This is a genomic window from Brevundimonas sp. RM1, assembly GCF_052907225.1.
The window spans coordinates 57492-82996 of sequence record NZ_JBRERY010000011.1 but is presented as its reverse complement, the minus strand read 5'-3'; the positions used below and the strand labels follow the sequence as shown (position 1 = coordinate 82996).

Below are 25505 nucleotides of genomic sequence, written 5' to 3'. Positions count from 1 at the left end.
GGCCCAGTCGTTGGCCCTGCCCGGCCCCTCGGACGCCGAGATCGAGCAGATGCTGCTGCTGGGCGCCCGCACGCCGGACCACGGCAAGCTGTTTCCCTGGCGCTTCGTCATTCTGGGTCCGCGCAGTCGCGCCGAACTGTCCGAGGCCCTCGCCGCCCTGGGCGAAACCCAGAACCGCACCGGCAAGGAGATCGCCGCCCTGGCCAAGCTGGCCAACCCGCCGCTGACCGTCATGGTCGTCTCGACCCCGATCCAGGGCCACAAGGTGCCGGTCTGGGAGCAACAGCTGTCCGCCGGCGCCGTCTGCATGAACCTGGAGCACGCGGCTAACGCCCTGGGCTATTCGGCCAGCTGGATCACCGACTGGTATTCCTACGACCCCGCCGCCGTCGCCCTGTTCGGCGTCGAGGACGGCGAGAGCATCGCCGGCTTCATCCACGTCGGCTCCCTGTCCGAGCCCCCGCTGGAACGCCCTCGCCCCAATCTGGAGCACAAGGTGACGGCGCGCCCGTAACGCTCCCTTCTCCCCTTGTGGGAGAAGGTGGCAGCCGAAGGCTGACGGATGAGGGGTTTTGCAACGACGGAGAGACCCCTCATCCGACCTCGCTGCGCTCGGCCACCTTCTCCCGCAAGGGGAGAAGGGCGCCCTACCGCCCCTCCTCCTCCGGCCGGTGCACGATCGACACCAGCACCACCGAGATGATCATCAGCAGGAACCACGCCCCCAGCTTGTTCAGGCTGACCATCTCCCATCCGCCCTCCTGCCCCGGATAGACCCAGGCCCGCGCGAACGTCCCCAGGTTCTCCGCAAACCAGATGAACAGCGCCACCAGCCCATAGCCCAGCAGCAGCGGCATCGACCGCCGCGTCCGGTCGGCGGTGAAGTAGAACCACCCCCGCATGAACAGCAGCCCCGTCGCCGCGAACAGCGCCAGCCGCACGTCCGGCAGCCAGTGATGGGCGAAGAAGTTGACGTAGATCGCCGCCGCCAGCACCCACGTCGTCCACAGCGGCGGATAGTTCCGCACCCGGATATGGAAGATGCGCTGCACCCGCGCGATGTAGCTGCCCACCGCCGCATACATGAAGCCCGAGAACAGCGGCACGGCGCCGATCCTCAGCACCGACTCTTCCGGATAGATCCACGACCCGTGATAGGTCTTGAACAGTTCCATGACCGTCCCGGCGACATGGAACAGAAAGATGACCCGCGCCTCCTCCCAGCTCTCCAGCCGAAAGGCCAGCATCAGCGCCTGTATCCCCAGCGCCCCCAGCACCAGAAAGTCATAGCGCGCCAGCGGCGCCCCACCTTCAGGCCACAAGACGGGCCAGAACAGAAACGTCCCCAGGATCAGCGCCAGCATCGCCCCGCCGAACAGACACGCCCACCCCTGCTTCAGCCCGAACCACAGGAACTCATAGGCGTAACGGCGAAGGCGCGAGCGGTCGGCCCACGCCTCCGCGCGGGTCATCAGGCGGCGACCCCAGACTTCGAGCGGGAGGCGAGAGGATGGGGTCATGAAAGAAGATTAGCCGGATTCTGAACTATTCGAGCTACCTGCGTCCTTTGGATGACCGCACGTAATGGAGAAGTATTCTTCGCCCAAGCGTTGCCGCGCACCACATGCCCGCCTACATTGGAATAACGGCAATCGAGGAACGCCCAAGGAGGCACAGAAGATCAATGGCGCGCACCCCCAAGGCAAAGACCCCGGCGGAAGTTGAGCCAACCTCGAAGGCCGAGACAGCACTCAGAAAAAAGCGATCTCAGCGGTCCTTTCCGGCTTCAACGTTTGAAGAGCCCTTAGAATTTGCGAGAGCGATATTCCGTATCGGGAGCGGGCAGCCCGTGAAGCGGCTCACTCTTTTCGATCAACTCGGGAAATCGCCGGAAAGTGGCGGGTCTCGCCAACTGATTGTGAACGCCGGGAAGTACGGCCTCACGCGCGGAGGCGTTCAAGCCGACAACATCGAATTGACGCCCGAAGGGCAGAAGGCCGTCGATGAACAAGTGACGAGGCGTGAGCAGGCCCGCGTATGGACAGAACTGGCAATCTCGAGGATTGAGCCATTCCAGAAACTATACGATAAATTTGTAGGCAATAAGCTTCCCGCTCATGCGGTGCTGATCGACGCCGCGAAAGATGCCGGGATCGAGCCTGAACATGCTGCCGAAGCCGTCGATACATTCGTCGTCAACCTACGCTTTGCCGGACTTCTTAAAACCCTGTCCGGCGCAGAGCGTATCATTTCTTTGGATATGCTTCTGAGCGAGTTGCCAGCGGCATCATCACCAAGCTCATCATCAAGTCCGTCAGTACCGTCTGGCAGCATAATTACATCTGAGCATGCACAGTTCGAAAGCACCTGCTTCTACATTGCGCCGATCGGTGACGAGGGTTCCGAACCACGTAAGCATTCGGATCTCTTCCTCGGGTCCATTGTAGAACCCGCCCTAGAGACATTTGGTCTTCAAGTGATCCGGGCCGATTCTATCGACAAGCCAGGCATCATCACCCGACAAATCATTGACTACATAATGAGATCTCGATTGGTAATCGCAGACCTATCGTTTCACAATCCAAATGTATTCTACGAACTAGCTCTAAGACACGCAATCAAACTACCCATCGTTCAACTTATTCGCTCAACTGACAAACTACCATTTGACGTAAATCAAATGCGGACTATATCCATCGATACGACCGATATCTACTCTTTGGTTCCCCGCATCGACTCCTATCGTGCCGAAGTAGCGAACCAAGTCCGGCGCGCACTTGAAGCCGACTACGTGGTGGACACCCCCATCTCCACCTATTTCCCGAACCTGACGGTGACCCTCTAGCCTCACCCCCGCCCGCGATACCCCGCCACGCCCTGATCCGGCAGCCACACGCCCTCCAGCGGCGCGCCCGTCTGCCAGAAGACGTCGATAGGGATGCCGCCGCGCGGATACCAATAGCCGCCGATGCGCAGCCATTTCGGTTGCAGCAGTTCGGCCAGGCGCTTGCCGATGGCGACGGTGCAGTCCTCGTGGAAGGCGCCGTGGTTGCGGAAGCTGGTCAGGTACAGCTTCAGGCTCTTGCTCTCGACCAGCCAGTCGCCGGGCACATAGTCGATGACGATGTGGGCGAAGTCGGGCTGGCCCGTCACCGGGCACAGGCTGGTGAACTCCGGCGCGGTGAAGCGCGCCACATAGAGGGTGTCGGCGTGCGGATTGGGCACGCGCTCCAGCACCGCCTCTTCCGGGTTGGTCGGGGCGGCGGTCTGGACGCCGAGTTGGCTGAGGCTGTCGGTATAGTGCGTCATGCCCGCCATTTAGGCGTTCGGCCCGCCAAAGAAAACGCCGCCCCCGCCGCAATCGGCCATCCCCCTGTCGCCGCTGTGCTAGACTGCCCTGCGGCCGAGGGGAGAGCGGCCGTCCGACGCTGGGGGATTTCAGACGATTCAGACGAATTGGACTCTGTTTTTTCTCGAGACCGACGCGCCGTCGCGGACCTCGATTGCTGAAGATCAATGCGCGCGTCGCCGGATCGGTCGATCGCTCGACGTCAAGCGGAAAGGATCGGGATCATGGCCGTCCCACAGAGCAAGACCGAGTTGTTGAGCGCGATCGAGGTCAGCTTCGACAAGCTGATGACTGACCTTCGTGCGGTTCCGCTCGACCTGGCGGACGACTGCGGCCTGGACGGTCACGCCGCCGGAACGCGCATGAGCATCGCCAACCTCGTCTCCTATCTGATCGGATGGAACGAGCTGGTTCTCAAATGGCTGGACCGCGACAAGGCCGGTCTGCCCGTCGACTTCCCGGAAACCGGGTTCAAGTGGAGCGAACTGGGTCGCCTCGCCCAGAAATTCTATCGCGACTATGAGGCCCTGCCCTATCCGGCCCTCCTCCAGCGGCTGGAGGCCGCCAAGAGCCGCATCGTATCAGAGATCGAAAGCCGTTCGGACGACACCTTGTACGGGCGCTGCTGGGTCGACGGGAAATGGACCATGGGGCGGATGATCCAGTTCAACACGTCCTCTCCCTACGCTAATGCGCGCGCCCGGCTCAGAAAGCGGCTCAGGGCGATACAGGCCTCGGCGGCCTGCGCCTGACGGGGGGAGCCGAACCGCATTGCCTTCCCCGACGACACCCGGTTAGCGTGGCCTAAAACAACCTATCCCTTCAGGAGAGACGACCCGTGGCCATTCCCGCTTCCCTGCAGTCCGGCCTGAAGCTGCCGGTGATCGCCTCGCCCATGTTCCTGGTGTCCGGGCCGGATCTGGTGGTCGAGGCCTGCAATGCGGGCGTGATCGGCACCTTCCCCTCGCTGAACCAGCGCACGACCGAGGGCTATCGGGAGTGGCTGCACGAGATCAAGTCGCGGCTGAAGCCCGGCGCCGCCCCCTTCGGCGTCAACCACATCATCCACCCGACCAACTCGCGCCTGATGGCCGACATGATGGTCTCGGTCGAGGAGAAGGTGCCGCTGGTCATCACCTCGCTGGGCGCCGTGCGCGACGTGGTGGATGCGGTGCACGGCTATGGCGGCGTGGTCTTCCACGACATCGCCAATGTGCGTCATGCGCGCAAGGCGGCCGAGGCGGGCGTCGATGGGCTGATCCTGGTCGCCAACGGCGCGGGCGGGCACGCGGGCGTGGTGAACCCCTTCGCCCTGATCAACGAAGTGCGCGGCTTCTTTGACGGGACCATCATCCTGGCAGGCTGCATCTCGACCGGCCAGGACGTGGCGGCGGCGCTGATGATGGGCGCGGACTTCGCCTATATGGGCACCCGCTTCATCGCCACGACCGAGAGCGCGGCCCAGCCCCACTACAAGGAGCTGATCGTCCAGTCGGGCTCGGCCGACATCACCTATACGCCCGCCGTGTCGGGCATTCCGGCCAACTTCCTGACCCCCTCCCTGGTCGAGAACAAGATCGACCCCAAATCCCTGCCCGAGCACAAGCTGGACATGGGCGAGGAGGCCAAGGCCTGGAAGACCATCTGGTCGGCGGGCCAGGGGTCAGGCGCCGTCCACGACGTGCCGACAACGGCTCAGCTTGTCGCTCGGCTAACGGACGAGTTTTCGCAAGCCTGTGATAAATTCGACAAGAAGCGCCTCTAGGAAGCGGCCTCGACACTCCCCTATCGAGGCCGACCATGCGCATCCTGACGACCGCCCTGAAGACGACCGTCCTGGCGACCGCCCCGCTCCTGATCCTGGCCTCGACGGCCCAAGCACAGGCGCAGGACATGCCCGGCCGCTGGAGCTTCAGCGCCGGCGCCGCCAGCGACAACCGCTCCAAGGACGCCTCCAAGTCGGACGGCGATCCCTTCGTCTGGGGCGCAGCGGAATGGGAAAGCGACAGCGGCCTCTTCTACGTCAGCCCCGCCGCCGAAACGATCAAGAGCGGCGGCTCTGAGCTGGAGGTCGAACTGGCCGGCGGCGTGCGTCCCCAATGGGCCGGCTTCGACTTCGACCTGAACGTCGCGCACAAGTGGCGGCTGGACGCCAACCCCGGCTATGACGCCAACGCCTGGGAGTTCACCGCCGACATGAAGCGGTCGATCGGCCCGGCCAGCGCGCGCCTGCGGCTGCAGCACTCGCCCGACGGCGCCGGTTCGGTGAAAGCCTGGACCTGGGTCGCGGTGCGCGGCGGCTGGGACTTCACCGACAAGCTGAACGTCTCGGCCGAGATCGGCCGCCGCGAGCAGGACAACAGCGTCGACTACACCGGCTACAACATCGGCGCATCCTACGCCCTGACCCGCAATCTGGAGGCCGATCTGCGCTGGCACGGCACCAACGCCAAGGTTCCTGGCGAGCAGTACGCCGACGCCCTGGTCGCCGGGATCAGCGTTTCCTTCTGATCCGGGCGCGGCGCGTTTCGGGCGCCCGGTTTCACCTTTGGCCCGAAAGGGCCTAGGCTACGGTCATGACTTTTCGACCGACGACCTTGGAACGTGCGTATCAACTGGCCGAAAGCGGCGGCTGCCGGACGGTAGGCGACGTCAAGCAAGCCCTGAAGATGGAGGGCTATGAGCGGATTCAGGATGCGCTCTACGGCTCGACCATCACCTCGGCCCTGCGCAAGCTGTGTCAGGAGAACTGGGTTTCGCCGCCGGAAACGGCCGAGCCCTGACGCCCCGGCTCTTGCATTAGGACACCGGAGCGTCCACCTTAGAGGGGTCGATCTCTCTGCGTCACGCTCTGCCTTCTGCCCCGCGCACCGAGGTCTAAGCCGATCCATACAGACCCGACAGGTCTTCAGGGACGTTCTCTGAGGCCAACTTCTAGCGGAGGTCCTGAAAATGGCTACCGGCACTGTTAAATGGTTCAACTCCACCAAGGGCTACGGCTTCATCCAGCCGGACGACGGCGGCAAGGACGTCTTCGTCCACATCTCGGCTGTTGAACAAGCCGGCCTGCGCGGCCTGGACGAAAACCAAAAGGTTTCCTACGAAATCGAGCGCGACCGTCGCTCGGGCAAGGAATCGGCTGGTCAACTGAAGACCGAAGGCTGATCCGGCTCCATCGCCGGCTACGTCAGCAATGACGGGCCGACGATGACAGGATTTAAAGCGCGCAGGGGTCGCCCTCTGCGCGCTTTTCTTTTTGCGCCCTAGGCCGCCAGCGAGGGCCGCCGCAGCTGGACGAAGTCCGCCCCGCTGGGCGACTGGAACAGGCGCAGGTCAAACTCAGGCAGGATCGCCAGCAGGTGATCGAAGATGTCCGCCTGGATCGCCTCATACTCGGCCCAGGCCACGGTGGCGGTGAAGGCGTAGATCTCCAGCGGCAGCCCTGTCTCCGTCGGCTGCATCTGGCGCACCAGCAGCGTCATGTCCTGACGGATGCGCGGATGGTTTTCCAGATAGTTCTGAACATAGGCGCGGAAGGCGCCGATGTTGGTCGAGCGCCGCATATTGACCGGGTCGCGCCCGGCCTCGACCAGCTTGGCGTTCCAGTCGGCCATCTCGGCGCTCTTGTCGGCCAGGTAGTCGTCGATCAGCAGAAAGCGCCGCATCCTTTCACGCTCGGCGTCGGTCAGGAAGCGCGCGCTGGTCTGGTCGATCAGCAGGGACCGCTTGATGCGGCGCCCGCCGCTGTCCTGCATCCCGCGCCAGTTGCGGTAGGATTCGCTGATCAGGCGCCAGGTTGGGATGGTGGTGATAGTCTTGTCCCAGTTCTGGACCTTCACCGTGTGCAGGGCGATGTCGATGACGTCGCCGTCGGCGTTGACCTGGGGCATCTCGATCCAGTCGCCCACGCGCAGCATGTCGTTGGAGTTCAGCTGAACCGACGCCACCAGCGACAGGATGGTGTCCTTGAACACCAGCATCAGCACCGCCGCCAGCGCACCCAGGCCTGACAGCAACAGCAAGGGCGATCGGTCGATCAGGGCCGCGATCACCAGAATGGTGGCGATGGCGTAGATGACGATCTTCAGAACCTGCAGATAGCCCTTGATGCTGCGGCGATGCGCGCGCGGCGAGCGGGCGTAGAGGGCGTTAGCCATGTCCAGACCCGCGCCGATGCCGATGGCCACGGCCACGATCATGAAGGCCCCGGCCACGTTCTGGACCAGGGTGACGAAGCCGGGCGCCAGATGCGGCACGCCGCCTATGCCCTGATGGATGATGACGGCCGGAACGACGCGGGTGAAGCTGCGCACCACAGGGCGCAGCAGCACGTCGAGATCATGCACCGCCCGCCCGACGATCCGCAGGATCAGTCGGGTCAGGATGCGGCGGACCACAAAGTCCGCCATAAAGGCGACTAGGACGAGAAGACAGAGCCCGATCAGCATCTCCGCTGTCGGGAACTCCGCCAGGCGATCACGCATGGCGATGAAATCAAACATGGGCCCAGCCTAGGCAGGGCTGCCGGGGATTTGAACCCCGGCGCCTCAATCAGCCTCAGCCGATAGCCTGATCCAGGTCGGCGATCAGGTCGTCGATGTCCTCGACCCCGACCGACAGGCGGATCAGGTTGTCGGTGACGCCCCCCGCCTCACGCACCTCTTTGGGCACGGATGCGTGGGTCATGATGGCCGGGTGGTTCACCAGGCTCTCCACGCCGCCCAGCGACTCGGCCAAGGTGAAGACCTGCACCCGCTCCAGCACACGCTTGGTGCGCTCCAGATCGCCGTCGATCAGCACCGTGACCATACCGCCGAAGCGACCGTTCATCTGGCGCGCGGCCAGCTCGTGCTGCGGGTGGCTGACCAGACCCGGATAGATGACCTTGGCGACCCCTGCCCGGTCTTCCAGCCAACGGGCCACCGCCAGGGCGTTCTCATTGTGCGCCTTCATGCGCAGACCCAGGGTCTTCAGACCCCGGTTGGCCAGGAAGGCGTCGAACGGCCCCATGACGCCGCCGATCGAGTTCTGCAGGAACTTCAGCTGGGCCGCCATCTCGGCGTCCTTGGCGACCAGAACCCCGCCGACGATGTCGGAGTGGCCGTTCAGGTACTTGGTCGCCGAGTGCATGACCACGTCGGCGCCCAGGGCCAGCGGCTGCTGGCTCCACGGCGTGGCGAAGGTGTTGTCGACCACCAGGATCAGCTTGTGCGCCTTGGCGATCTTCGACAGGGCCTCGATGTCGGCCAGCTTCATCAGCGGATTGGTCGGGGTCTCGACCCACAGCATCCGCGTCTTGTCGGTGATCGCCGCCTCGACCGCCGCCAGGTCGGTCAGGTCGATGTAGCTGAAGTCCAGCCCCATCGAGCGACGGCGCACCCGCTCGAACAGCCGCCACGAACCGCCATACAGGTCGTCGCCGGTGATGATGTGCGACCCGGCGTCCAGCAGTTCCAGCGCCGTCGAAGTCGCCGCCATGCCCGAGCCGAAGCCGAAGGCCTGAACCCCGCCCTCCAGATCGGCGATGCAGGCCTCGAAGGCCTCGCGCGTCGGGTTCTTGCCGCGGGCGTATTCATAGCCCTTGTTCACGCCGGGGCTTTCCTGGGCGTAGGTCGAGGTGGCGTAGATCGGCGTCATCACCGCGCCCGTCGTCGGGTCCGGCTGCTGGCCCGCATGGATGGCGCGGGTCGAAAAGCCCTGGCGGTTCTTCAGTTCAGACATGGGCTTACCGGTTCAGGCTGAGGTGGTTGATCAGGTCGGTGCGGGTGATCAGGCCGACGAAGGCCTCGCCGTCCAGCACGATGGCGACGCGGTCGCGATCGAAGACCGGGATCAGGGCGTCCAGCGACTCCGTCACCTGAAGCGTGTCCAGATCGCGCGTCATGGCCGAGGCGACCGGCTTGGCGAAGCGCTCCTTCCGCGTGATCTCGTCGGTGTTCATGATGTGGACGATGTCGCTCTCGTCCAGAATGCCGACCAGGCGGCCGTCCCGGATGACCGGCAGTTGCGACAGGCCGTCGCCGCGCATCCGCTTGAACGCGGTGTCCAGGGTATCCTCCGGCCCGATCACCACCACGTCGCCGGCGGCGTATTTGCGGTTGATCAGGTCCGACAGGTCGCCGTGCAGTTCGCGCTCGGCCAGGCCCTGATCGGCCAGCCAGGCGTCGTTGTAGACCTTGGACAGGTATTTGGCGCCGGTGTCGCAGACGAAGGTCACGACCCGCTTCGGCTCCGTCTGCTCGCGGCACCAGCGCAGGGCCGTGGCGATCAGGGTGCCCGACGACGACCCCGCCAGAATGCCTTCCTTCAGCAGCAGTTCGCGCACCGTGGCGATCGCCTCGGCGTCAGGGATGGAATAGGCGACGTCGATCAGCTCGGGATCGGTCGTCTCGGGCATGAAGTTCTGGCCGATGCCCTCGACGGTATAGCTGCCGTCCGGCCCGGCCACGCCCTCGTTGATCAGGCCCGCCAGCGCCGAGCCGACCGGGTCGGCCAGGATGATCTGGGCCTTGGAGCCTTGCGATTTGAAATAGCGGGCGTTGCCGGTGATCGTCCCGCCCGAGCCGATCCCGGCGACGAAGGCGTCGATGTCGCCGTCCATCTGTTCGAAGATTTCCGGGCCGGTCGTCTTGAAGTGGGCCTCGGAGTTGGCGTCGTTGGCGAACTGGTTGACGAAATAGCCGCCCGGAATCTGCTGGGCCAGACGCTCGGCCATGTCGGTGTAGTATTCCGGGTGGCCGTGCGGCACGTCCGAGCGGGTCAGGCGCACATCGGCGCCCATGGCGCGCAGGTGCTGAATCTTCTCCTTCGACATCTTGTCGGGAATGACCAGCAGGACGTTGTAGCCCTTCTGCTTGCCGACCAGGGTCAGGGCCAGGCCGGTGTTGCCCGCCGTGGCCTCGACGATGGTGCCGCCCGGCTTCAGCCAGCCCTGCTTTTCCGCCGCCTCGATCATCGACAGGGCGATGCGGTCCTTGATGGAGCCGCCGGGGTTCTGGCTCTCCAGCTTCAGGAACAGACGGCAGGGGCCGGTGTCGATCCGCGTCACCTCGACCATCGGCGTCTTGCCGATCAGGTCCAGCAGGGTCTTGGCCGGACGGCTGAGAACAGGGGTGTCGGTCATCGACATGAAGGCAGGCTCCGTTGCACGGGTTTCAGGGGGAAGCTGGGCGTCGCGACCCTCGCGGTCAACTCATGCAAGTTTTCACCCTTTCGCCGCGAAGCGCGTTAGAAAGGGCGCAATGGTCAAGACACCGAAACGCCCCGTCGCGGGCCTGCCCGACAAAGAATCCCTCGTCGCCTTCCTGCGCGAGGCCGGAGAAGCCGAAAAGGCCGACATCGCGCGCGCCTTCGGCCTGAAGGGCGCCGAGCGCCGCGCCCTGCGCGACATGCTGAAGGAGCTTGAGGCCGAGGGCCGCCTGGGCAAGCGCGGCCGCAAGGGCTTTTCCGAAGCCGGCGCCCTGCCCCCCGTCGGGGTGGTCGATGTCGTGGATCGCGACGCCGACGGCGAACTATACGTCGAACTGGTCAAGAGCAGCGAGGACGCGCCGCGCGCCGTCCTGATGCCCGACCGCGAGGGTCGCGGCCCGGCGCCCGGCATGGGCGACCGCCTGCTGGTCAAGTTCAGCCGGGGCGTCGAAGGCTGGGAGGCGCGCCTGGTCAAGCGGCTGGACGCCGGAACCAACCGCGTGTTGGGCGTCATCCGCAAGGGCGGGCGCGAGACGCGGGTCGAGCCGGTCGACAAGCGCTCCAAGGACGTGCTGCTGGTGCCCGCCGCCCAGGCGACGGACCTGCGCGACGGCGACTTGGTGCTGGCCGCCGTCGAGAAGGGCGAGCATCGCTACGGTCCCAAGCGCGGCAAGATTATCGAGAACATCGGGCGCGAGGACGACCCGCGCGCCGCTTCCATCATCGCCATCCACGCCCACGGGGTGCCGACCGGCTTCTCCGAGGCCGTCGAGCGCGAGGCCGAGGATCAGGCCGTCCCGACGCTGAAGGGGCGCGAAGACCTGCGCCACGTCCCCTTCATCACCATCGACCCCGCCGACGCGCGGGATCATGACGACGCCGTCTACGCCGAGCGCGACGAAGACCCCAAGAACAACGGCGGCTGGATCGTCTGGGTCGCCATCGCCGACGTCGCCGCCTATGTGCGCCCCAATACGGCGCTGGACCGCGAGGCGCGGGCCAAGGGCAACTCGACCTACTTCCCCGACCGGGTCGAGCCGATGCTGCCGGAAGTGCTGTCCAACGGCCTGTGCAGCCTGAAGCAGGGCGAGAACCGCGCCTGCATGGCCGTGCGCATGGTCTTCGACAAGGACGGCCGCAAGACCGGGCACAAGTTCACGCGCGGGCTGATGCGCAGCCACGCCAAGCTGTCCTACGAGCAGGCGCAATCGGCCATCGACGGCCTGCTGGATGACGTCACCGGACCGATCATGGAGGCGATCCTCTATCCGCTGTGGAACGCCTATCGCACGATGCTGAAGGGCCGCGAACGCCGCAGCCCCCTGGCCATCGAAAGCCCTGAGCGCCGCATCATCATGTCGCCCGACGGCGGCATCGCCGGCATCGAGCCGCGCAAGTCGCTGGAGGCCCACCGCCTGATCGAAGAGATGATGATCCAGGCCAACGTCTGCGCCGCCGAGACGCTGGAGAAGACGCACACGCCGCTGATCTATCGCGTCCACGACACGCCCAGTCAGGAGAAGATCTTCAACCTGGCCGACTTCCTGCACACCATCGGCAAGCCGTGGAACAAGGGCGAGGCGCCGAACACCAAACGCTTCAACAAGCTGCTGGAGGAGACCCGCGACACCTCGCACGCCGAGGTCGTCAACGAAGTCGTCCTGCGCACCCAGATGCAGGCCATCTACAGCCCCGAGAACGTCGGCCACTTCGGTCTGCATCTGGACCGCTACGCCCACTTCACTTCGCCCATCCGGCGCTATTCCGACCTGATCGTCCATCGCGGACTGATCCGGGGGTTGAAGCTGGGATCGGACGGCCTGACCGACCGCGAGATCGCCGAACTGGGCGGCATCGCCGAACACGTCACCGAGACCGAGCGCCGCTCCATGGCGGCCGAGCGCGACGCCATGGACCGCTACATCGCCGCCTTCCTGGAGGAGCACGTCGGCGCGACCTTCAGCGGCCGCATCACCGGCGTCACCCGCTTCGGCCTGTTCATCCGGCTCGACGAGACGGGCGCCGACGGACTGGTCCCGGTCTCGACGCTGGGCGACGAGTATTTCACCCACGACGACCGCGCCCACGCCTTGGTCGGCGAACGCTCCGGCAAGCGCTTCCCGCTGGGCCGCCGCGTCGAGGTGCGGCTGATGGAGGCCACGCCCGTCACCGGCGGTCTGGTGCTGGAAATGCTGTCCGAGCCGGATCCGCGCGATCCCAACGCCCCGGCCCCGCGCTACGGCATGCGCGGACGCGGGGGAGACGGCCCGCCCAAGCGCGGCAAAGGCCGCCCCGGCGGTCCCAAGCCCCGCAACGGCGCCAAGCCCTCCGGCGGCCTGAAAGGCGTCCGAAAGGGCAAGCGGCGGTGAAGCCCCTCCCCTTCGACGCAGCCCAAGATCTGGCCGACGCGCCCCGTGTCGGCGGCGCTCAACGCCCCAAGGACGCGGCGACCCTGATCCTGACCCGCGACGCCAGGCGTCCTGAGGTGCTGATGGGCCGCCGGGCGCCGGGCCACGTCTTCATGGCGTCGAAGTGGGTGTTTCCGGGCGGACGCATCGAACGGGCGGACTTCAACGCCGCCGACGACGGGGCCCTGTCGCATGACGCCGCGCGACGATTGCAGGCGGAGATGCCCGCCCGCCGCGCCCGCGCCCTGGCCCTGGCCGCCGTGCGCGAGACCTTTGAGGAAACCGGGCTGATCCTGGGCCGCGCCGCGCCGGCCGCCTCGGTCGCCGGACCGTGGCGGGACTATCGTCAGGCGGGCGCCCTGCCGGACCTGTCGGTCCTGTCCTATGTGGCGCGCGCCATCACGCCGCCGGGCCGCACCCGACGTTTCGACGCCCGCTTCTTCATGGCCCCGGTCGAGGCCCTGCGCGATCCCGATCGGATCGAAGGCTCAGGCGAACTGGACGAGATCGCCTGGATTCCGCTGGACGAAGCGCGAAACCTAGACCTGCCCGCCATCACCCGCTTCGTGCTGGGCGAGGTCGCCGAGCGGCTGGAGACGCCGCAGCGCCCCCTGCCCTTCGTGCACATGGTGCGCGGCCGCCACGTCATCGACCATCAGGACTGACGCAGCGGCCTCGCGTCTTATTCGGCGACCGGCTTGGTCAAGTCGAAATCAACCTGGAAATGGCGGTTCGGCCGGCGCAGTTCATAGGTAAACGTCTTGCCGGGATGGACCTCCATCGCCCAGACGTTGGTCGTCGAGACCGAGGCGTCCTGAGCGTTGAACAGATCGATGGATTCCTGATCCACCGGGAATTCCTGACGCTCGGCCGTGCCTTCGTTCTTCGTATCGCCGCCGTACCAGTGCAGCGGATCCGTCTTGCCGTCCGGCTGGCGGTGATCGTGCTTCAGCCGCAGGCCCGATTCGGTGCGGGTCACGACCCAGGTGCGCGAGCGGTCTTCGCCGACCCAGAAGGGAATGCGAATCTCATCCTTCGAGCAGTCGCGCACATGCATCAGCAGACGCTTGCCGACGAAATCCGAGTCGGCGGCTTCGGTCGTGACGACCTTGCCCTCGAAGCGCTGGCCGCAAAGGGCGGTCAGATTGGCGAAGAAGGCGTCCTGCGCCGTGGCCGAGGCCGCATCGGGCTTTGCGGCGGGCGTCGCCGGTTCGGACGAGCAGGCGGACAGCGTCAATCCGGCCGCAATGACGGCGACGGACAGGGCGTGGGCGGGCTTGAAGTAGGGCGTTTTCATGTCGAAACACTAACGCTTCTGCGGCGCCGCTCAACGCGACATCGAAACCGTTGACTTTGAGCCCGTCCTGAGTATGTTCCGCGCCTCTTATTTCAAGCGGCTTTCGCCGTCGCAGAGGTAATTCCGATGGCCAAACCGGCTTCCATCAAGATCCGCCTGAACTCCACCGCTGACACCGGCTTCTTCTACGTCACCAAGAAGAACGCCCGTACGATGACCGAGAAAATGGTCGTCAAGAAGTACGACCCGGTCGTCCGCAAGCACGTCGAGTTCAAGGAAGGCAAGATCAAGTAAGGGCTTAGCCCTCCGCTTGAATCTGCAAGAATCGAAACGCCCGGTCGCAGGACCGGGCGTTTTTCGTTGTCCGTCATGCGACCACAGGCGCGTCAGGCGGCGCGGGCCACCACCCGATTACGGCCGGCCTTCTTGGCCTCATAGACGCCTTCGTCGGCGCGCTTCAGCAGGGAGGCCGGCGTGTCGTCCGCCCCCATGGTCGCCGCCACGCCGACCGAGACGGTGATGCTCAACGGCTCGCCGCCCAGGATGCGGAAGGCCGAAGCGCCGACGTCCCGACGAATCCGCTCGGCGATACGATGGGCGTCCTCCAGCGTCGTGCCGGGCATGACCACCACGAACTCTTCGCCGCCGAATCGGCACGGCAGGTCCACGGCCCGCACATTGGTCGCCAGCCGCACCGAGAACTCGCGCAGCACCTCATCGCCCGCGTCGTGGCCCAGGCTGTCGTTGACCGCCTTGAAGTGGTCGATGTCCAGCACCAGCACCGCCACCGGGTCGCCGCCGCGATTGGCGCGCGCCACCAGGGCGTCCAACTGGCCGTTCATGTAGCGCCGGTTGTGCAGGCCGGTCAGGGGGTCTGTGACCGCCATCTCCAGATTGTGGTCCAGCTTCTCGCGCAGGAAGTCGCCGTAACGCTTGCGGCGCACCTGTGTCCGCACCCGCGCCGCCAGTTCCTCGGGATCAATGGGACGGATCAGCAGGTCGTGCGCGCCCAGCTCCAGCGCCTTGAGCAGGCGCGGCCGATCCTGGGTGTCCACCACGGCCAGGATAGGCAGACGCCGCGTCGGCTCCTTGGAGCGAAGCTGGGCGATCAGCCGCAGGCCGTCGAACCGTTCGGACGTGATGTTGACGATCACCAGATCGACCGGACCGCGCGCCGTCTCCAGCCCTGCCTCAGCCGAGGGCTCGATCAGGGGGCGGTGTTCTCGCGACAGCTCCTGCGCCATCACCTGGGCCTGAAGCGTGTTGTCGTCGACGATCAGCACGCGCCCGCCAGACCCCTTGAGACGCGCCACGCCGCCGGTGTCGACGCCGACCCGGCGCCCGCTTTCCTCGCGCTCGCGCAGCTCGTCCATGACCATCTTCAGCCGGGTCAGGCTGCGGACCCGCGCCATCAGGATCACATCGTCCAGCGGCTTGGACAGGAAGTCGTCGGCCCCGGCCTCTAGGCCTTTGATCCGATCATGCCGTCCGTCCAGCGCCGTCACCAGCACCACCGGGATATGGCGCGTGTCCGCCGCCGCCTTGATCCGGCGACAGGTCTCGAAGCCGTCCATGCCCGGCATCATCACGTCCAGCAGGATCAGGTCCGGCTGCTCGGCGTCGGCCAGGGCGATGGCGGTCGCGCCGTCATGGCAGGTGAGCACGTCGTAGTATTCGAGGGTCAGCTTGGCTTCGAGCAGCCGGACGTTCGCCTCGACGTCGTCGACCACCAGGATTCGCGCACTCATGCCGCCCCCTGACCCAGGTGCCTGCGCACCGTCTCCAGGAAGGAAATGACCGAGATCGGCTTGGAGATGTAGGCTTCACAGCCCCCCTGGCGAATCCGTTCTTCATCACCCTTCATGGCGAAGGCTGTAACGGCGATGACGGGGATATGGTTCAGCTCTTCGTCGTCCTTGAGCCATTTGGTGACTTCAAGGCCTGAGATTTCCGGCAACTGGATATCCATCAGGATCAGATCGGGGCGGTGCTCGCGCGCAATCGCCAGCGCCTGCAGCCCTTCGCGGGTCTGCAGCACTTCATACCCCTGAGAATCGAGCAGATCATGAAAAAGCTTCATGTTCAGCTCATTATCCTCGACGATGAGGACTTTCTTGGACATCCGCCACCCGGCTGTTGCGCCTCTTGTTCATCCGCTTTTGCGGTGGGCTGTTGCGCCTTCTTGGATGCACTGTGACCGCAGCAGTCTTAAGTTGACGTGAAGCCGAGACAAACGGAGTTCTTGCTTGGCCATCACGGCCCTCTGTCGCGACTGCCTGTCGACCGGCGACCGCAAGGTCGCGCGGTGTCCGTCGTGCGCCTCGCGCCGGGTCATCGCCCATGACGAGCTGAGCGATCTGCACATCGCCCACCTGGACTGCGACGCCTTCTACGCCTCGGTCGAGAAACGCGATCGGCCGGAATTGCGCGACAGGCCGGTCATCGTCGGCGGCGGCAAGCGCGGGGTGGTCTCCACCGCCTGCTATGTGGCGCGGCTGTATGGCGTCGGCTCCGCCATGCCGATGTTCAAGGCGCTGAAGGCCTGCCCCGACGCCGTGGTGATCAAGCCGGACTTCCGCAAATATGTGGCCGAGAGCGAGCGCATCTTCGGCGCCGTCCACCGCCTGACGCCGCTGGTTCAGACCCTGTCGCTGGACGAGGCGTGGATCGACCTGAAGGGCACGGAGCGGCTGAACGGAGGCCCGCCCGCCTTCCAGTTGGCGCGTCTGCAGAAATGGATCGAGGACGAGACGGGCCTCAGCGTCTCCATCGGCCTGGCGCCCAATCGCTTCCTGGCCAAGATCGCGTCGGAGCTGGACAAGCCGCGCGGCTTCTCCGTCATCGGCGCGGCCGAGGCGCAAGGACTGCTCGCGCCGCGCCCCGTGACCACCCTGCCCGGCGTAGGGCCGGTGTTCGGGCGCACCCTGCGCTCGGACGGTTTCGCAACGATCGGCGATCTGGCCGCCGCCGAGGTCAAGGATCTGGTCCGGCGCTATGGCGAGACGGGCCTGCGCCTGCACGACCTCAGCCACGCGCGCGACAGCCGCCCGGTGAACCCGGATCACGACCGTCGCGGCATGAGCGCCGAGACTACCTTCAACGACGACCTGACCACAGCCGAGGCGCTGGAGGCCGAACTGTGGCCCCTGTGCGAGAAGCTGGCCTCCAAGGCCCGCCGCGACGGCGTGGCTAGCCGGGTCGTGGTGCTGAAGCTGCGCAAGACGGACTTCAAGATCGTCACCCGCCGCATCACCCTGGCCGAGCCGGTGCAGACGGCGCGCGCCCTGTTCGCCGCCGGGCGCGACCTGCTGAAACCGGAACTGGGCGTGCCCTATCGGCTGATCGGCATCGGCATGGCCGACATCGCCGACGCTCAGGACGCGCCCGCCGGCCTGTTCGCCACGGCCGAGACCCGCGCCCTGAAGACCGAGACCGCCATCGACGCCCTGCGCGACAAGTTCGGAGCCGCCGCCGTAGTGGCCGGACGCGCGTTGAAGCGACCAAATGAACGCCCCGGATGACGCGGCCGCCGCGCCGCGCTAAACCCCCTCCACACTTTCATACGGAGTCGCCCCATGAGCATTCACGCCCGCATCGCTGAACTCGGCATCACCCTGCCCGAGCCCGCCAAGCCGGTGGCCAGCTATGTCTCCTACGTCCGCTCGGGCGAGCAGATCTTCATCTCGGGCCAGCTGTCGAACGACGCCAACGGCGGCATCAAGGGCACCGTCGGCGTGGACGTGACCCCGGAGCAGGCCGCCGAGGCCGCCCGCCTGTGCGGCATCAACCTGCTGGCCCAGATCAACGCCGCCGTCGACGGCGACCTGGATCGCGTGGTCCGCATCGTCAAGCTGGGCGGCTTCGTCCAGGCCGGGCCGGACTTCGAAGCCATCCCCGGCGTCATCAACGGCTGCTCGGACCTGATGGTCCAGGTTTTCGGCGACGCGGGCAAGCACTCGCGCTCGGCCGTCGGCGTCTACAAGCTGCCGCTCGGCTTCGCCGTCGAAGTGGACGCCGTCATCGAGGTGAAGTGAACTTCACCCTTCAGGTAAACGACCGGATCGCCGCCATAGGCCGGGACGCATGGGACGCCTGTGCGGCCCCCAGCGGCGATCCTTTCGTCTCCTACGACTTCCTCGACGCCTGCGAGGCGTCCGGCAGCGCCGTCCCGTCCGAGGGCTGGGCGGCGCGCCATCTGTCCCTGCATGATGAAGACGGCGCCGTTATCGGCGTCATGCCCCTTTATCTGAAGGGCCACAGTCAGGGCGAATACGTCTTCGACCACAGCTGGGCCGACGCTTATCAGCGCGCCGGCGGGCGTTACTACCCCAAGCTTCTGGGCGCCGTGCCCTTCACCCCCGCGAGCGGCCCGCGCTTCCTGAACGCGCCGGGAACCGACGCCGCCGCGGTGCGCGAGGCCCTGCTGCAAGGCGCGCTGACGCTGACCCAGCGACTGGGCGTCTCGTCCCTGCACGTCAACTTCCCGCTTGAGGCCGAATGGCGCGCCATGACCGAGGCGGGCCTGCTGCCGCGCCGGGACATCCAGTTCATCTGGCGCAACGACGGCTATCGGAGCTTCGACGACTTCCTGGCCGCCCTGTCGTCCAACCGGCGCAAGACCATCCGGCGCGAGCGGCGCGAGGCGCCGGCCGGTCTCGACATCCGCATCCTGACCGGGGCCGAGATCACCCAGGCGCACTGGGACGCCTTCTTCGCCTTCTACATGGACACCGGCGACCGCAAATGGGGCCGGCCCTATCTGACGCGCGACTTCTTCGCCCGCGTCGGAGCAGGCATGGCCGACCGCATCGCCCTGGTCATGGCGTTCGAGGGCGAGACGCCGGTGGCCGGAGCGCTCAACTTCATCGGCCGCGATGCGCTTTACGGCCGCCAGTGGGGGACGCTGGTCGACCGGCCCTTCCTGCATTTCGAGCTGTGCTATTATCAGGCCATCGACTTCGCCATCGCGCGCGGCCTGTCGCGAGTCGAGGCGGGCGCGCAAGGGGATCACAAGATCGCGCGCGGCTACCTGCCCTCCCCCGTCTATTCGGCCCATTTCATCGCCGATCCCGCTCTGCGCGATCCGGTCGCCCGCTATCTGGAGCAGGAACGCCTGGCGGTGGAGGCGGAGATGCGCGCCATGGCGGCGGAGCTGTCGCCCTACCGTCAGGGCTGACCCCTGACATTTCGTCGCGAGCGGCAGAACATCAGGAACCGTCGCCGTCCAGATGCGCTTTTTCCCGGAGTCTCCTCCTCACTCGCATCAGGAATTGATCATGACTGACCAACGCATCGAAGGCGCCGTGACCGAAGCGGGCGGCAAGCTGCAGAACGGCCTCGGCCGCCTGACCGGCGACAGCAAGCTTCAGGTCGAAGGCAAGCTGAACGAATTCAAGGGCAAGGCGCAGAACGCCTATGGCCGCGTCATCGACGGCCTGGACGGCATGGTGGACAAGGCCCCCGCCGACCTGCGCGATCCCGCCCGCAAGGGTCTGGATTTCGCCCGCCGCAAGCCCTTGCTGACTACCGGCATCATCGCCGGCGCGGCGGTGCTGCTCGGCGCCTTGGGCCGCAAACGCTGATCAAGGCCTTCTCCCCTTGTGGGAGAAGGTGGCTCGCGAAGCGAGACGGATAAGGGGTTGCGGGACGACAAATCCCGCAACCCCTTTTTCACGTCGCAAGACCCCTCATCCGGCCCTGACGGGCCACCTTCTCCCACAAGGGGAGAAGGATAAGATCAGGCCGTCTCTTCTTCCTCTTCCTTCACCGCCGCGCCCTTGGTCGGGGTGATGTCGAAGGCGATCTTGCCGTCCTTCAACTCGACCTTGACGTGGCCGCCGCGGGTCAGGCGGCCGAACAGGATGTCGTCGGCCAGCGGCTTCTTGATATGCTCCTGGATGACGCGGGCCAGGGGCCGTGCGCCATACAGTTCGTCGAAGCCGTTCTTGGCCAGCCAGTCGGTCGCCTCGTCGGTCAGCTCGATGGTGATGTTACGGTCCGCCAGCTGGGCTTCCAGCTGCAGCACGAACTTGGTCACGACCGAACGGATCGTCTCGGCGCCCAGCGGCTTGAAGGCCACGATGGCGTCCAGACGGTTGCGGAACTCCGGCGCGAACAGGCGCTGGATGGCCTTGTCGTCCTCGCCCTCGACCTTGCCCCGGCCGAAGCCGATGGAGGCGCGGGCGTTGTCGGCGGCCCCGGCGTTGGTGGTCATGATCAGGATGACGTTCCTGAAATCGACCTTCTTGCCCACGGCGTCGGTCAGCGTCCCGTTGTCCATCACCTGCAGCAGGATGTTGTAGACGTCGGGGTGGGCCTTCTCGATCTCGTCCAGCAGGACCACCGAGTGCGGGTGCTGATCGACCGCGTCGGTCAGCAGGCCGCCCTGGTCATGGCCGACATAGCCCGGAGGCGCGCCGATCAGGCGGCTGACCGTATGGCGCTCCATGTATTCGGACATGTCGAAGCGCTGCATCTCGATGCCCAGGGTCGAGGCGAGTTGCTTGGCCACCTCCGTCTTGCCGACGCCGGTGGGTCCGCTGAACAGGAAGGCGCCGATCGGCTTGTTCGGGTCGCGCAGACCCGCCCGCGCCAACTTCATCGCCGCCGAGACCTGGTCGATGGCCTGTTCCTGACCGAAGACGACGCGCTTCAAATCGGTCTCCAGCTCGCGCAAGGATTCCGTGTCCGACTTCGACACCGACTTGGGCGGGATGCGGGCCATCTTGGCGATGACGGCCTCGACCTCCTTCTGGCCGATGACCTTCTTGCGCTTGGATTCAGGCAAAAGCATCTGCGACGCCCCCGCCTCGTCGATCACGTCGATCGCCTTGTCCGGCAACTTGCGGTCGGTGATGTAGCGCGCCGACAGATCGACCGCCGTGCGGATGGCCGAGTCCGTGTAGCGCAGCTTGTGGTGCGTCTCATAGGTCGTCTTCAGACCCTTGAGGATCTTGACCGTATCCTCGATCGTCGGCTCGTTGACGTCGATCTTCTGGAAGCGACGCACCAGGGCGCGATCCTTCTCGAAGTGCTGGCGATACTCCTTGTAGGTGGTCGAGCCCATGCAGCGCAGGCTGCCGGACGCCAGCGCCGGCTTCAGCAGGTTGGAGGCGTCCATCGCACCGCCGCTGGTCGCGCCCGCGCCGATCACGGTGTGGATCTCGTCGATGAAGAGGACCGCGTTCTCGTGGCTCTCCAACTCCTTGACGACCTGCTTCAGCCGCTCCTCGAAGTCGCCGCGATAGCGGGTTCCCGCCAGCAGCGAACCCATATCGAGGCTGTAGATCGTCGCGTCCTTCAGGACTTCCGGCACCTCGCCGTTGACGATCTTGCGGGCCAGACCTTCGGCGATGGCGGTCTTGCCGACGCCGGGATCGCCGACCAGCAGGGGGTTGTTCTTGGTGCGGCGGCACAGGATCTGGATCGAGCGCTCCACCTCGGCCTGACGCCCGATCAGGGGGTCGATCTTGCCGTTGCGGGCCTTCTCGTTCAGGTCGATGCAATAGGCTTCCAGCGCCTCGCCGCCCTGTTTGACGACCGAGCCGTCCTCGGCCTCTTCGGGGCTGGCGCCGCGCACCGAGCGGGCTTCGGCCGCCCCGGCCTTCTTGGCGATGCCGTGGGCGATGAAGTTGACCGCGTCGTAGCGCGTCATGTCCTGCTCCTGCAGGAAATAGGCGGCGTGGCTTTCGCGCTCGGAGAAGATGGCGACCAGGACGTTGGCGCCGGTCACTTCCTCGCGGCCGGACGACTGGACATGGATGACCGCGCGCTGGATCACGCGCTGGAAACCGGCCGTCGGCTTGGCGTCGTCGCCATCGGCCGTGGCCAGGGCGGCTAGATCGGTGTCGACATAGGAGCCGAGCGCCGCCTTCAGCGCGCCCAGATCGACGTTGCAGGCCGTCATAACGGCCGAGGCGTCCGGATCGTCGATCAGGGCCAGCAGCAGGTGTTCGAGCGTGGCGTATTCATGCCGACGCTCGTTGGCGTAGTGGACCGCGCGGTGCAGGGTCTCTTCGAGAGGACGGGAAAACGAAGGCATGGCAGGTTCCTCTCAGTCCTTTTCCATCGTGCATTGCAGGGGGTGCTGGTGGCGTCGCGCCGTCTCGACCACCTGGGCGACCTTGGTTTCGGCCACTTCGTAGGTAAAGACGCCGCAGACCCCGACGCCATGCTGGTGCACGTGCAGCATGATGCGGGTCGCGTCCTCGCGGCTCTTCTGGAAGAACCGCTCCAGCACGTAAATGACGAACTCCATGGGGGTGTAGTCGTCATTCAGGATCAGCACCCGATAGAGCGAGGGCCGCTGAAGTTTCGGCTTTGTCTCGGTGACGACGGCGGCGCCTGCGCCTCCGCCCTGTTCACCTGGCCGTCTGTTAGGCATTCGTGGTCCGTAATCGGGGAGTGTCAAAAGATCAGATAGGGAATGATGGCCTGATTTGTAGATGCGTCCAGTCACAGCCTGCGTGACCCCGGTCGCCTGACCAAAGATTCACGGGACATCTCGGCTCAGGAACCGCACCAATGCGCTTCCGTTCCCTGCCCCGGACCGCCGCCATGCCCCTGACCGCCGGACTGTTCGTCGCCCTGACGCTGGGCCAGACGCCCGCCGCCCCTACCGATGACGCCGCCCTCGCCCCCATCATCGCTGAACAGGACGCGGCCCTGTTTTCGGTCATGTTCGACCGATGCGATCCCGAGGCCCTGGCCGATCTGGTGACAGACGACCTGGAATTCTATCACGATCGGGGCGGACTGACGGCGACGCGGGCGCGCTTCATCGACGACTATCGCCAGGGCTGCGCGGCGCGGACCGCCCCTGACGCCTGGCGCTCACGGCGCGAACTCGTGCCCGGCACGATGCGAGTCTACGCCATCCCCGGCGTCGGCGCCGTCCAAGAAGGCAGCCACCTGTTCTACGAACGGCAGGGCGACGGGCCGGAAACCCTGGTCGGACGCGCCCGCTTCTCCGTCCTGTGGCGGTTGGAGCCGGACGGGCGCTGGCGGCTGGCCCGCGCCTTCAGCATCGACCACGCGCCCATGAGCGCCGAAGCGAAGCCATGAAAAAGGCCCCGGCGTCTCCGCCGGGGCCTCGTTCGCATTAAGCGTGCAGTCGCGCCTTAGCGGGCGGCCTGGAACTGCTCGACAGCGGCCGAAACGCGCTCGTTGATCGGCTTGAAGCTGTCCTTGACCGAGGCGGTCATGGTCTCGGTCGCCTTGCCGAACTCGGCCAGATAGGCCTCGGCGGCCGACTTGGCCCAGTTGGTCTGCAGTTCGAACAGTTCCTGCACCGAGCGGGCCTGCGAGAAGGACTGGGCGGCGGCGACGCCGTCTTCCCAGGACTTCTTGCTGTAGGCCACGGCCTGTTGCGACAGGGCCTCGGCGCCCTTCTGGGCGGCGGCGGCGGATTCAACCACGGCTTCCAGGTTCTTCTTGCCGTGGGCGTTCAGCTCGCTCAGCGAGGCGACGGACTTGTCGACGCCTTCACGGAACGCCTTGGCGCCGGCGGCCTGGATGGATCCAGCCTGGGCCTTGGCCTTGGCGGCGGTTTGTTCGACGGTCTTCTTCACGGTCTCAGCGGCGTCAGCCATGGGGAGTCTCCTGAAGCAAAAGGGTTCTGGCGACAGGCGGGCCCATCGCGACAACGGCGATATGGTGCACCTGCGAAGAAACTTCAAGTGAAATTTGTGCGACGCACAATATGATCGCTGATAACCTGCCCTCTGGATGCGGAGAGCGATCACAAGTCTGTTGACGCGCCGTTAACCCTCTCGAAACCGGGGAAGCGGATGTTAGCCTTTGTAACGTGCGTGATCGCAGCCGTCTTCGCGCCACAGTGACGAGGCTAGTAGCTTGCCCATGAACGCCCTATTCCGCCGACGTTTCCTGGCCGCCCTGGTCCTGGGGGGCATCGTCCTGACGCCGACGATCGGCGTCGCGCCGCCGGAAGCCCAGTCGTCCGATAGTCGGTATGCGGCCATCGTGGTCGACGCCGCCTCGGGTGAAGTCCTGTTCTCGCGTTTCGCCGACGCGCGACGCTATCCGGCCTCCATCACCAAGGTCATGACCCTGTACCTGGCGTTCGAGGCGCTGGAGTCGGGCAAGGTCAATCTGAACGACAACCTGACCGTTTCGCCGCGCGCGGCGTCGCAGCCGCCGTCCAAGCTGGGCCTGGCCGCCGGTCAGACGATCAGCCTGGATGACGCCATGCGCGCCACGGCCGTCCGCAGCGCCAACGACATGGCCGTGGTCATCGCCGAGCATATCGGCGGCTCGGAAGGCCGTTTCACCCAGATGATGACGGAAAAGGCGCGCGAGCTGGGCATGGAGCAGACCCGCTTCACCACCGCCAACGGCCTGCCCGACACGCGCCAGGCGACCACGGCCCGCGACCTGTCGATTCTCAGCCGCGCGGTCATGCGCGACTATCCGCAATACTACCGCTACCTCGGCCTGCATGACTGGTTCTACAAAGGCCGGGACTACCGCAACACCAACGGCCTGCTGGCCACCGGGCGCGGCTATGACGGCATCAAGACCGGCTTCACCAACGCCTCGGGCTACAACCTCGCGGCGTCGTCGGTGCGCGACGGCAAGCGGATCATCACCATCGTCATGGGCGGCCGCTCGACCAAGAGCCGCAACGACCACGTCGCCGAACTGATGGACACCGGCTTCGAGGTTCAGCGTCGCCGCGGCCAGGGCGAGCGCATCCAACTGGCCCAGGCCTTCTTCGAACAGCGCGGCTTTGGGATCAGCGCCGATCCCTCGCCGCCCATCGCCTACGCCTCCCTGTCGGATGAGGACGGCGAAGGCGTCGGCTCCTCGACCGAGGTGGCCTATGTCGCCGGTCCGCCGCCGCGCAACCTGCCGACGGAGGTGACGCCGCCGCCGTCGGCGCGTCGCGCCGAGAACCGCCCGCCCGAAAGCCTGACCGCCGCGCTGAACGGCGGTTCGGCCGCCGCGCCGGCGGCGCCGGCCCGCGCGACCCGCAACACCTCTGCGCGCGCCGCCGCCCCGGCTCCGGCCGGCCGCTGGGCCGTCCAGGTCGGCGCCTTTCGCGAGGAAGCCGTCGCCCGCGACTGGCTGAACGACGTCAGCCGCCGCTTCCGCACCCAATTCTCGAGCGCCCAGCGCGACGTGCAGACGGCGAACGGCTGGTATCGGTCGCGCTTCACCGGCATGACCCAGCAGTCGGCCGAGGCGGCGTGCGAGGCCCTGTCCGAGCGTCGCGTCACCTGCATGGTGATCCGCCCCAGCTGAT

At 66.0% G+C, this 25505-nt stretch carries 27 protein-coding genes; 16 read left to right on the top strand and 11 right to left on the bottom strand.

Translation table 11 applies throughout. The annotated features are described in order from the left end of the window. On the top strand, positions 1-514 hold a 514-nt coding region (locus ACU5AP_RS11585; protein WP_446681264.1), incomplete at its 5' end, for a nitroreductase family protein. Between the two features lie 133 nt (positions 515-647). Here the strand turns inward: ACU5AP_RS11585 and ACU5AP_RS11580 are convergent. Further along, positions 648-1520, bottom strand: coding sequence for a DUF817 domain-containing protein (locus ACU5AP_RS11580; RefSeq protein WP_446681263.1), 873 nt, complete (start codon positions 1518-1520; stop codon positions 648-650). A gap of 164 nt (positions 1521-1684) precedes the next feature. Between ACU5AP_RS11580 and ACU5AP_RS11575 the strand changes: the two genes are divergently transcribed. Further along, the gene (locus ACU5AP_RS11575; protein ID WP_312991602.1) at positions 1685-2845 is read left to right on the top strand and encodes a hypothetical protein; all 1161 of its coding nucleotides are present in this window, start codon (positions 1685-1687) and stop codon (positions 2843-2845) included. Positions 2846-2847: 2 nt separating this feature from the next. On the opposite strand, the gene queF is transcribed toward ACU5AP_RS11575, so the two are convergent. After that, positions 2848-3309 (bottom strand): preQ(1) synthase, encoded by a 462-nt coding sequence (gene queF / locus ACU5AP_RS11570; protein WP_024353990.1) that lies wholly within the window; start codon positions 3307-3309, stop codon positions 2848-2850. 264 nt (positions 3310-3573) lie between these two features. Between queF and ACU5AP_RS11565 the strand changes: the two genes are divergently transcribed. The 5 genes from ACU5AP_RS11565 (at position 3574) to ACU5AP_RS11545 (ending at position 6514) form a co-directional block, all read left to right on the top strand. Then, the gene (locus tag ACU5AP_RS11565; protein WP_138141593.1) at positions 3574-4101 is read left to right on the top strand and encodes a ClbS/DfsB family four-helix bundle protein; all 528 of its coding nucleotides are present in this window, start codon (positions 3574-3576) and stop codon (positions 4099-4101) included. A gap of 86 nt (positions 4102-4187) precedes the next feature. Then, complete coding sequence (locus tag ACU5AP_RS11560) at positions 4188-5114, top strand: NAD(P)H-dependent flavin oxidoreductase (protein WP_446681262.1); 927 nt, start codon at positions 4188-4190, stop codon at positions 5112-5114. A gap of 35 nt (positions 5115-5149) precedes the next feature. Continuing rightward, a complete protein-coding gene (locus ACU5AP_RS11555) occupies positions 5150-5860 on the top strand; it encodes a TorF family putative porin (protein WP_128719817.1) in 711 nt (236 codons plus the stop codon). 65 nt (positions 5861-5925) lie between these two features. Then, positions 5926-6132 carry a hypothetical protein gene (locus ACU5AP_RS11550; RefSeq protein ID WP_003164458.1) on the top strand — a complete coding sequence of 69 codons (207 nt, stop codon included), beginning with the start codon at positions 5926-5928 and terminating at the stop codon, positions 6130-6132. Positions 6133-6301: 169 nt separating this feature from the next. Next, positions 6302-6514: a cold-shock protein gene (locus ACU5AP_RS11545; protein WP_003164457.1), complete on the top strand. Its 213-nt coding sequence runs from the start codon at positions 6302-6304 to the stop codon at positions 6512-6514. A gap of 98 nt (positions 6515-6612) precedes the next feature. On the opposite strand, the gene ACU5AP_RS11540 is transcribed toward ACU5AP_RS11545, so the two are convergent. Genes ACU5AP_RS11540 through ACU5AP_RS11530 form a run of 3 tightly spaced genes read right to left on the bottom strand, consistent with a single transcriptional unit; the run spans position 6613 to position 10478 of the window. Beyond that, positions 6613-7851, bottom strand: coding sequence for a mechanosensitive ion channel family protein (locus ACU5AP_RS11540; RefSeq protein WP_446681261.1), 1239 nt, complete (start codon positions 7849-7851; stop codon positions 6613-6615). A gap of 55 nt (positions 7852-7906) precedes the next feature. Continuing rightward, positions 7907-9070, bottom strand: coding sequence for a cystathionine gamma-synthase (locus ACU5AP_RS11535; RefSeq protein WP_003164455.1), 1164 nt, complete (start codon positions 9068-9070; stop codon positions 7907-7909). 4 nt (positions 9071-9074) lie between these two features. Then, positions 9075-10478, bottom strand: coding sequence for a pyridoxal-phosphate dependent enzyme (locus tag ACU5AP_RS11530; protein ID WP_128719815.1), 1404 nt, complete (start codon positions 10476-10478; stop codon positions 9075-9077). 112 nt (positions 10479-10590) lie between these two features. Here ACU5AP_RS11530 and rnr point away from each other — a divergent pair, with 112 nt between their 5' ends. Both rnr and ACU5AP_RS11520 read left to right on the top strand, forming a co-directional pair. Beyond that, positions 10591-12906 carry a ribonuclease R gene (gene rnr, locus ACU5AP_RS11525; RefSeq protein WP_112999321.1) on the top strand — a complete coding sequence of 772 codons (2316 nt, stop codon included), beginning with the start codon at positions 10591-10593 and terminating at the stop codon, positions 12904-12906. Beyond that, on the top strand, positions 12903-13610 hold the full coding sequence (locus tag ACU5AP_RS11520; RefSeq protein ID WP_128719814.1) for an NUDIX hydrolase: 708 nt from the start codon (positions 12903-12905) through the stop codon (positions 13608-13610). The genes rnr and ACU5AP_RS11520 overlap by 4 nt, the downstream gene beginning before the upstream one ends. Positions 13611-13627: 17 nt before the next feature. On the opposite strand, the gene ACU5AP_RS11515 is transcribed toward ACU5AP_RS11520, so the two are convergent. Beyond that, positions 13628-14242 carry a hypothetical protein gene (locus tag ACU5AP_RS11515; protein ID WP_088411432.1) on the bottom strand — a complete coding sequence of 205 codons (615 nt, stop codon included), beginning with the start codon at positions 14240-14242 and terminating at the stop codon, positions 13628-13630. Between the two features lie 126 nt (positions 14243-14368). On the opposite strand from ACU5AP_RS11515, the gene rpmG reads away from it, so the two are divergent. Then, complete coding sequence (gene rpmG / locus ACU5AP_RS11510; protein WP_003164451.1) at positions 14369-14536, top strand: 50S ribosomal protein L33; 168 nt, start codon at positions 14369-14371, stop codon at positions 14534-14536. Between the two features lie 92 nt (positions 14537-14628). Here the strand turns inward: rpmG and ACU5AP_RS11505 are convergent, their stop codons facing one another. Beyond that, positions 14629-15990 carry a PleD family two-component system response regulator gene (locus ACU5AP_RS11505; protein WP_446681260.1) on the bottom strand — a complete coding sequence of 454 codons (1362 nt, stop codon included), beginning with the start codon at positions 15988-15990 and terminating at the stop codon, positions 14629-14631. Next, positions 15987-16364: a response regulator gene (locus ACU5AP_RS11500; protein ID WP_003164449.1), complete on the bottom strand. Its 378-nt coding sequence runs from the start codon at positions 16362-16364 to the stop codon at positions 15987-15989. Before ACU5AP_RS11500 ends, ACU5AP_RS11505 begins: the two co-directional genes overlap by 4 nt. Before the next feature lie 124 nt (positions 16365-16488). Here ACU5AP_RS11500 and ACU5AP_RS11495 point away from each other — a divergent pair, with 124 nt between their 5' ends. From ACU5AP_RS11495 to ACU5AP_RS11480, 4 genes are all read left to right on the top strand, one after another. Continuing rightward, positions 16489-17763 carry a DNA polymerase IV gene (locus ACU5AP_RS11495; RefSeq protein ID WP_128719813.1) on the top strand — a complete coding sequence of 425 codons (1275 nt, stop codon included), beginning with the start codon at positions 16489-16491 and terminating at the stop codon, positions 17761-17763. A 54-nt stretch (positions 17764-17817) separates the two neighbouring features. Then, entirely contained in the window at positions 17818-18276 is a 459-nt protein-coding gene (locus ACU5AP_RS11490) for a RidA family protein (RefSeq protein ID WP_003164447.1), read from the top strand. After that, positions 18273-19418, top strand: coding sequence for a GNAT family N-acetyltransferase (locus ACU5AP_RS11485; RefSeq protein WP_128719812.1), 1146 nt, complete (start codon positions 18273-18275; stop codon positions 19416-19418). Before ACU5AP_RS11490 ends, ACU5AP_RS11485 begins: the two co-directional genes overlap by 4 nt. A gap of 100 nt (positions 19419-19518) precedes the next feature. After that, positions 19519-19824 carry a CsbD family protein gene (locus tag ACU5AP_RS11480; RefSeq protein WP_040346555.1) on the top strand — a complete coding sequence of 102 codons (306 nt, stop codon included), beginning with the start codon at positions 19519-19521 and terminating at the stop codon, positions 19822-19824. A 155-nt stretch (positions 19825-19979) separates the two neighbouring features. Here ACU5AP_RS11480 and clpA read toward each other — a convergent pair whose 3' ends face one another. Then, positions 19980-22283 (bottom strand): ATP-dependent Clp protease ATP-binding subunit ClpA, encoded by a 2304-nt coding sequence (clpA, locus tag ACU5AP_RS11475; RefSeq protein ID WP_046653715.1) that lies wholly within the window; start codon positions 22281-22283, stop codon positions 19980-19982. A gap of 12 nt (positions 22284-22295) precedes the next feature. Further along, positions 22296-22625 carry an ATP-dependent Clp protease adapter ClpS gene (clpS, locus tag ACU5AP_RS11470; RefSeq protein WP_003164443.1) on the bottom strand — a complete coding sequence of 110 codons (330 nt, stop codon included), beginning with the start codon at positions 22623-22625 and terminating at the stop codon, positions 22296-22298. Positions 22626-22765: 140 nt separating this feature from the next. Between clpS and ACU5AP_RS11465 the strand changes: the two genes are divergently transcribed. Then, entirely contained in the window at positions 22766-23305 is a 540-nt protein-coding gene (locus tag ACU5AP_RS11465) for a nuclear transport factor 2 family protein (protein ID WP_128719811.1), read from the top strand. Positions 23306-23361: 56 nt separating this feature from the next. Here the strand turns inward: ACU5AP_RS11465 and ACU5AP_RS11460 are convergent, their stop codons facing one another. Continuing rightward, entirely contained in the window at positions 23362-23832 is a 471-nt protein-coding gene (locus ACU5AP_RS11460) for a phasin family protein (protein WP_128719810.1), read from the bottom strand. A gap of 268 nt (positions 23833-24100) precedes the next feature. Between ACU5AP_RS11460 and ACU5AP_RS11455 the strand changes: the two genes are divergently transcribed. After that, a complete protein-coding gene (locus ACU5AP_RS11455; RefSeq protein WP_446681259.1) occupies positions 24101-25504 on the top strand; it encodes a D-alanyl-D-alanine carboxypeptidase in 1404 nt (467 codons plus the stop codon). Position 25505: the final 1 nt, after the last annotated feature.

What these genes read in the sequence shown, in the direction of transcription:
- ACU5AP_RS11580 (WP_446681263.1), bottom strand. Translation starts at nt 1,520, where the DNA reads ATGACCCCATCCTCTCGCCTCCCGCTCGAAGTCTGGGGTCGCCGCCTG.
- ACU5AP_RS11550 (WP_003164458.1), top strand. Translation starts at nt 5,926, where the DNA reads ATGACTTTTCGACCGACGACCTTGGAACGTGCGTATCAACTGGCCGAA.
- ACU5AP_RS11575 (WP_312991602.1), top strand. Translation starts at nt 1,685, where the DNA reads ATGGCGCGCACCCCCAAGGCAAAGACCCCGGCGGAAGTTGAGCCAACC.
- ACU5AP_RS11505 (WP_446681260.1), bottom strand. Translation starts at nt 15,990, where the DNA reads ATGAGTGCGCGAATCCTGGTGGTCGACGACGTCGAGGCGAACGTCCGG.
- clpS (WP_003164443.1), bottom strand. Translation starts at nt 22,625, where the DNA reads ATGCCTAACAGACGGCCAGGTGAACAGGGCGGAGGCGCAGGCGCCGCC.
- ACU5AP_RS11545 (WP_003164457.1), top strand. Translation starts at nt 6,302, where the DNA reads ATGGCTACCGGCACTGTTAAATGGTTCAACTCCACCAAGGGCTACGGC.
- ACU5AP_RS11460 (WP_128719810.1), bottom strand. Translation starts at nt 23,832, where the DNA reads ATGGCTGACGCCGCTGAGACCGTGAAGAAGACCGTCGAACAAACCGCC.
- ACU5AP_RS11540 (WP_446681261.1), bottom strand. Translation starts at nt 7,851, where the DNA reads ATGTTTGATTTCATCGCCATGCGTGATCGCCTGGCGGAGTTCCCGACA.
- ACU5AP_RS11565 (WP_138141593.1), top strand. Translation starts at nt 3,574, where the DNA reads ATGGCCGTCCCACAGAGCAAGACCGAGTTGTTGAGCGCGATCGAGGTC.
- ACU5AP_RS11455 (WP_446681259.1), top strand. Translation starts at nt 24,101, where the DNA reads ATGAACGCCCTATTCCGCCGACGTTTCCTGGCCGCCCTGGTCCTGGGG.
- ACU5AP_RS11535 (WP_003164455.1), bottom strand. Translation starts at nt 9,070, where the DNA reads ATGTCTGAACTGAAGAACCGCCAGGGCTTTTCGACCCGCGCCATCCAT.
- ACU5AP_RS11465 (WP_128719811.1), top strand. Translation starts at nt 22,766, where the DNA reads ATGCGCTTCCGTTCCCTGCCCCGGACCGCCGCCATGCCCCTGACCGCC.
- ACU5AP_RS11515 (WP_088411432.1), bottom strand. Translation starts at nt 14,242, where the DNA reads ATGAAAACGCCCTACTTCAAGCCCGCCCACGCCCTGTCCGTCGCCGTC.
- ACU5AP_RS11480 (WP_040346555.1), top strand. Translation starts at nt 19,519, where the DNA reads ATGACTGACCAACGCATCGAAGGCGCCGTGACCGAAGCGGGCGGCAAG.
- clpA (WP_046653715.1), bottom strand. Translation starts at nt 22,283, where the DNA reads ATGCCTTCGTTTTCCCGTCCTCTCGAAGAGACCCTGCACCGCGCGGTC.
- rpmG (WP_003164451.1), top strand. Translation starts at nt 14,369, where the DNA reads ATGGCCAAACCGGCTTCCATCAAGATCCGCCTGAACTCCACCGCTGAC.
- queF (WP_024353990.1), bottom strand. Translation starts at nt 3,309, where the DNA reads ATGACGCACTATACCGACAGCCTCAGCCAACTCGGCGTCCAGACCGCC.
- ACU5AP_RS11490 (WP_003164447.1), top strand. Translation starts at nt 17,818, where the DNA reads ATGAGCATTCACGCCCGCATCGCTGAACTCGGCATCACCCTGCCCGAG.
- ACU5AP_RS11555 (WP_128719817.1), top strand. Translation starts at nt 5,150, where the DNA reads ATGCGCATCCTGACGACCGCCCTGAAGACGACCGTCCTGGCGACCGCC.
- rnr (WP_112999321.1), top strand. Translation starts at nt 10,591, where the DNA reads ATGGTCAAGACACCGAAACGCCCCGTCGCGGGCCTGCCCGACAAAGAA.
- ACU5AP_RS11530 (WP_128719815.1), bottom strand. Translation starts at nt 10,478, where the DNA reads ATGTCGATGACCGACACCCCTGTTCTCAGCCGTCCGGCCAAGACCCTG.
- ACU5AP_RS11500 (WP_003164449.1), bottom strand. Translation starts at nt 16,364, where the DNA reads ATGTCCAAGAAAGTCCTCATCGTCGAGGATAATGAGCTGAACATGAAG.